We start from the raw sequence: 6,906 nt of genomic DNA, 5'->3' as shown, positions 1-6,906 counted from the left end.
ATATCGCTCGCATTCGCCAGCAGCTGCTCATCGGTAATGATGATAATGCCGTCTTCATTCATGGTGAATTCAACGTCAGGAGCAACCGCGGCATCATTGACAGGATTGACTGTGAGGTCAACACCTGCTGCCACTGTAGTGGTGCCATCAGAGACATCAAAGCGTAAGTCTAAGTCGCCATTAAAGTCCGCATCTGGGGTAATGGTAAAGCTGCCATCTGGGTTAGCAACGACGGTGGCGTTATCCCCTACTGATAGGTTTTCAGCAGTTAATGTATCGCCATCAACATCGGTTGCATTCGCCAGCAGTTGTTCTTGGCTTAGGGTAATTGAGCCATCTTCGTCCACTGAGTAAGCGACATTGCCATCAACTACAGGTGCGTCATTAACCGCCAGTGTAGTAATGCCTGCGGTGGTTTCAGCAGTGGCGCCGTCATCATCGATAACCACCACATCCAGGCTGATATCACCGTTGAAGTTCTCATTTGGTGAGAAGGTCACTGAGCCATCTTGGTTTTGCACCAAAATACCGTCGGTGCCTGAGTAGCTGACACTATCAAGTGAGACAGTGCCATCCACATCACTTGAGTTCGCTAATAACTGCTCAGCGCTAATGGTGATTTGGCCGTCTTCGTTGACTGTGTATGAGGTTGAACCCGCTACCGGTGCATCGTTGACATCCGTAACCGCGATATCGATGTTAGCTGGGGTCACAACGGTGCCATCACTGACACCAAACTCTAATTGCACATCACCATTGAAGTTTTCATTTGGCGCAAAGCTATGGGTACCATCACCGTTGTCGGTAAGCACACCGTCAGTGCCGCTGTACGTCACCGTGTCAACAGATAGGTTATCACCATCGATGTCGCTCGCACCTGCCAGCAGCTGCTCATCGGTAATGATGATAACGCCGTCTTCATTCATGGTGAATTCAACATCTGGCGCAACCGCGGCATCGTTAACTGGGTTAACGGTTAAATCAACGCCTGTCGCCACTGTAGTGGTGCCATCAGAGACATCAAAGCGTAAGTCTACATCGCCATTAAAGTCGGCATCTGGGGTAATCGTGAAGCTGCCATCGGGGTTAGCCACCACGGTAGCATTATCGCCTACGCTGAGGTTTTCAGCGCTTAGGCTGTCACCGTCGATGTCAGATGCATTAGCCAGTAATTGCTCTTGGCTGAGGGTAATTGAGCCATCTTCGTCCACTGAGTAAGCGACATTACCATCAACTACAGGTGCGTCATTAACCGCCAGTGTAGTGATGCCTGCGGTGGTTTCAGCAGTGGCGCCATCGTCATCGATAACCACCACATCCAGGCTGATATCACCGTTGAAGTTCTCATTGGGCGAGAAGGTCACTGAGCCATCTTGGTTTTGCACCAAAATACCGTCGGTGCCAGAATATGACACTGAGCCTAGGCTGACGGTGCCATCCACATCGCTTGAGTTCGCTAATAACTGCTCAGCGCTAATGGTGATTTGGCCGTCTTCGTTGACTGTGTATGAGGTTGAACCCGCTACCGGTGCATCGTTGACATCCGTAACCGCGATATCGATGTTAGCTGGGGTCACAACGGTGCCATCACTGACACCAAACTCTAATTGCACATCACCATTGAAGTTTTCATTTGGCGCAAAGCTATGGGTACCATCACCGTTGTCGGTAAGCACACCGTCAGTGCCGCTGTACGTCACCGTGTCAACAGATAGGTTATCACCATCGATGTCGCTCGCACCTGCCAGCAGCTGCTCGTCGGTAATGATGATAATGCCGTCTTCATTCATGGTGAATTCAACGTCAGGGGCAACCGCGGCATCGTTAACAGGGTTAACTGTGAGGTCAACGCCTGCTGCCACGGTAGTGGTGCCATCAGAGACATCAAAGCGTAAGTCTAAGTCGCCATTAAAGTCTGCATCTGGGGTAATCGTAAAGCTGCCATCGGGGTTAGCCACAACGGTGGCATTATCGCCTACTGAGAGGTTTTCAGCAGTTAATGTATCGCCATCAACATCGGTTGCATTAGCTAGTAATTGCTCTTGGCTGAGGGTAATTGAGCCATCTTCGTCCACTGAGTAAGCGATATTACCATCAACTACAGGTGCGTCATTAACCGCCAGTGTAGTGATGCCTGCGGTGGTTTCAGCAGTGGCGCCATCGTCATCGATAACCACCACATCCAGGCTGATATCACCGTTGAAGTTCTCATTGGGCGAGAAGGTCACTGAGCCATCTTGGTTTTGAACCAGGATACCGTCGGTGCCAGAATATGACACTGAGCCTAGGCTGACGGTGCCATCCACATCGCTTGAGTTCGCTAATAACTGCTCAGCGCTAATGGTGATTTGGCCGTCTTCGTTGACTGTGTATGAGGTTGAACCCGCTACCGGTGCATCGTTGACATCCGTAACCGCGATATCGATGTTAGCTGGGGTCACAACGGTGCCATCACTGACACCAAACTCTAATTGCACATCACCATTGAAGTTTTCATTTGGCGCAAAGCTATGGGTACCATCACCGTTGTCGGTAAGCACACCGTCAGTGCCGCTGTACGTCACCGTGTCAACAGATAGGTTATCACCATCGATGTCGCTCGCACCTGCCAGCAGCTGCTCATCGGTAATGATGATAACGCCGTCTTCATTCATGGTGAATTCAACATCTGGCGCAACCGCGGCATCGTTAACTGGGTTAACGGTTAAATCAACGCCTGTCGCCACTGTAGTGGTGCCATCAGAGACATCAAAGCGTAAGTCTACATCGCCATTAAAGTCCGCATCTGGGGTAATCGTAAAGCTGCCATCGGGGTTAGCAACGACGGTGGCGTTATCCCCTACTGATAGGTTTTCAGCAGTTAATGTGTCGCCATCAACATCGGTTGCGTTAGCAAGCAGTTGTTCTTGGCTTAGGGTAATTGAGCCATCTTCGTCCACTGAGTAAGCGATATTACCATCAACTACAGGTGCGTCATTAACCGCCAGTGTAGTAATGCCAGCAGTGGTTTCAGCAGTGGCGCCGTCATCATCGATGATGGTGACATCCAGGCTTATTTCACCGTTGAAGTTTTCATTTGGCGAGAAGGTCACTGAGCCATCTTGGTTTTGAACTAGGATACCGTCAGTACCAGAGTAAGACACTGAGTCTAGGCTGACGGTGCCATCCACATCGCTTGAGTTCGCTAATAACTGCTCAGCGCTAATGGTGATTTGGCCGTCTTCGTTGACTGTGTATGAGGTTGAACCCGCTACCGGTGCATCGTTGACATCCGTAACCGCGATATCGATGTTAGCTGGGGTCACAACGGTGCCATCACTGACACCAAACTCTAATTGCACATCACCATTGAAGTTTTCATTTGGCGCAAAGCTATGGGTACCATCACCGTTGTCGGTAAGCACACCGTCAGTGCCGCTGTACGTCACCGTGTCAACAGATAGGTTATCACCATCGATGTCGCTCGCACCTGCCAGCAGCTGCTCATCGGTAATGATGATAACGCCGTCTTCATTCATGGTGAATTCAACATCTGGCGCAACCGCGGCATCGTTAACTGGGTTAACGGTTAAATCAACGCCTGTCGCCACTGTAGTGGTGCCATCAGAGACATCAAAGCGTAAGTCTACATCGCCATTAAAGTCGGCATCTGGGGTAATCGTGAAGCTGCCATCGGGGTTAGCCACAACGGTGGCATTATCGCCTACGCTGAGGTTTTCAGCGCTTAGGCTGTCACCGTCGATGTCAGATGCATTAGCCAGTAATTGCTCTTGGCTGAGGGTAATTGAGCCATCTTCGTCCACTGAGTAAGCGACATTACCATCAACTACAGGTGCGTCATTAACCGCCAGTGTAGTGATGCCTGCGGTGGTTTCAGCAGTGGCGCCATCGTCATCGATAACCACCACATCCAGGCTGATATCACCGTTGAAGTTCTCATTGGGCGAGAAGGTCACTGAGCCATCTTGGTTTTGCACCAAAATACCGTCGGTGCCAGAATATGACACTGAGCCTAGGCTGACGGTGCCATCCACATCGCTTGAGTTCGCTAATAACTGCTCAGCGCTAATGGTGATTTGGCCGTCTTCGTTGACTGTGTATGAGGTTGAACCCGCTACCGGTGCATCGTTGACATCCGTAACCGCGATATCGATGTTAGCTGGGGTCACAACGGTGCCATCACTGACACCAAACTCTAATTGCACATCACCATTGAAGTTTTCATTTGGCGCAAAGCTATGGGTACCATCACCGTTGTCGGTAAGCACACCGTCAGTGCCGCTGTACGTCACCGTGTCAACAGATAGGTTATCACCATCGATGTCGCTCGCACCTGCCAGCAGCTGCTCGTCGGTAATGATGATAATGCCGTCTTCATTCATGGTGAATTCGACATCAGGTGCTACCGCGGCATCGTTAACGGGATTGACTGTGAGGTCAACACCTGCTGCCACTGTAGTGGTGCCATCTGAGACATCAAAGCGTAAGTCTAAGTCGCCATTAAAGTCGGCATCTGGGGTAATCGTGAAGCTGCCATCGGGGTTAGCCACCACGGTAGCATTATCGCCTACGCTGAGGTTTTCAGCGCTTAGGCTGTCACCGTCGATGTCAGATGCATTAGCCAGTAATTGCTCTTGGCTGAGGGTAATTGAGCCATCTTCGTCCACTGAGTAAGCGACATTACCATCAACTACAGGTGCGTCATTAACCGCCAGTGTAGTGATGCCTGCGGTGGTTTCAGCAGTGGCGCCATCGTCATCGATAACCACCACATCCAGGCTGATATCACCGTTGAAGTTCTCATTGGGCGAGAAGGTCACTGAGCCATCTTGGTTTTGCACCAAAATACCGTCGGTGCCAGAATATGACACTGAGCCTAGGCTGACGGTGCCATCCACATCGCTTGAGTTCGCTAATAACTGCTCAGCGCTAATGGTGATTTGGCCGTCTTCGTTGACTGTGTATGAGGTTGAACCCGCTACCGGTGCATCGTTGACATCCGTAACCGCGATATCGATGTTAGCTGGGGTCACAACGGTGCCATCACTGACACCAAACTCTAATTGCACATCACCATTGAAGTTTTCATTTGGCGCAAAGCTATGGGTACCATCACCGTTGTCGGTAAGCACACCGTCAGTGCCGCTGTACGTCACCGTATCAACAGATAGGTTATCACCATCGATGTCGCTCGCACCCGCCAGCAGCTGCTCATCGGTAATGATGATAATGCCGTCTTCATTCATGGTGAATTCAACGTCAGGAGCAACCGCGACATCATTGACAGGATTGACTGTGAGGTCAACACCTGCTGCCACTGTAGTGGTGCCATCAGAGACATCAAAGCGTAAGTCTAAGTCGCCATTAAAGTCCGCATCTGGGGTAATGGTAAAGCTGCCATCTGGGTTAGCAACGACGGTGGCGTTATCCCCTACTGATAGGTTTTCAGCAGTTAATGTATCGCCATCAACATCGGTTGCATTCGCCAGCAGTTGTTCTTGGCTTAGGGTAATTGAGCCATCTTCGTCCACTGAGTAAGCGACATTGCCATCAACTACAGGTGCGTCATTAACCGCCAGTGTAGTAATGCCAGCAGTGGTTTCAGCAGTGGCGCCGTCATCATCGATAACCACCACATCCAGGCTGATGTCACCGTTGAAGTTCTCATTTGGCGAGAAGGTCACTGAGCCATCTTGGTTTTGAACTAGGATACCGTCAGTACCAGAGTAAGACACTGAGTCTAGGCTGACGGTGCCATCCACATCGCTTGAGTTCGCTAATAACTGCTCAGCGCTAATGGTGATTTGGCCGTCTTCGTTGACTGTGTATGAGGTTGAACCCGCAACCGGTGCATCGTTGACATCCGTAACCGCGATATCAATGTTAGCTGGGGTCACAACGGTGCCATCACTGACACCAAACTCTAATTGCACATCACCATTGAAGTTTTCATTTGGCGCAAAGCTATGGGTGCCATCACCGTTGTCGGTAAGCACACCGTCAGTGCCGCTGTACGTCACCGTATCAACAGATAGGTTATCACCATCAATATCGCTCGCATTCGCCAGCAGCTGCTCATCGGTAATGATGATAATGCCGTCTTCATTCATGGTGAATTCAACATCTGGCGCAACCGCGGCATCGTTAACTGGATTGACTGTGAGGTCAACACCTGCTGCCACTGTAGTCGTGCCATCTGAGACATCAAAGCGTAAGTCTAAGTCGCCATTAAAGTCGGCATCTGGGGTAATGGTAAAGCTGCCATCTGGGTTAGCAACGACGGTGGCGTTATCCCCTACTGATAGGTTTTCAGCGCTTAGGCTGTCACCATCAACATCGGTTGCATTCGCCAGCAGTTGCTCTTGGCTTAGGGTAATTGAGCCATCTTCGTCCACTGAGTAAGCGACATTGCCATCAACTACAGGTGCGTCATTAACCGCCAGTGTAGTAATGCCAGCAGTGGTTTCAGCAGTGGCGCCGTCATCATCGATGATGGTGACATCCAGGCTGATGTCACCGTTGAAGTTTTCATTTGGCGAGAAGGTCACTGAGCCATCTTGGTTTTGAACTAGGATACCGTCAGTACCAGAGTAAGACACTGAGTCTAGGCTGACGGTGCCATCCACATCGCTTGAGTTCGCTAATAACTGCTCAGCGCTAATGGTGATTTGGCCGTCTTCGTTGACTGTGTATGAGGTTGAACCCGCAACCGGTGCATCGTTGACATCCGTAACCGCGATATCAATGTTAGCTGGGGTCACAACGGTGCCATCACTGACACCAAACTCTAATTGCACATCACCATTGAAGTTTTCATTTGGCGCAAAGCTATGGGTGCCATCACCGTTGTCGGTAAGCACACCGTCAGTGCCGCTGTACGTCACCGTATCAACAGATAGGTTATCA

At 50.4% G+C, this 6,906-nt stretch carries 1 protein-coding gene; it reads right to left on the bottom strand.

Annotation, left to right across the window (positions count from 1 at the left end; genetic code table 11):
- On the bottom strand, positions 1–6,906 hold a 6,906-nt coding region (locus BCU57_RS20890), incomplete at both ends, for a tandem-95 repeat protein (RefSeq protein ID WP_413211524.1).

This window comes from Shewanella sp. 10N.286.48.B5 (genome assembly GCF_002874355.2).
GTDB lineage: Bacteria > Pseudomonadota > Gammaproteobacteria > Enterobacterales > Shewanellaceae > Shewanella.
This window is presented reverse-complemented; position numbering and strand designations above follow the sequence as displayed.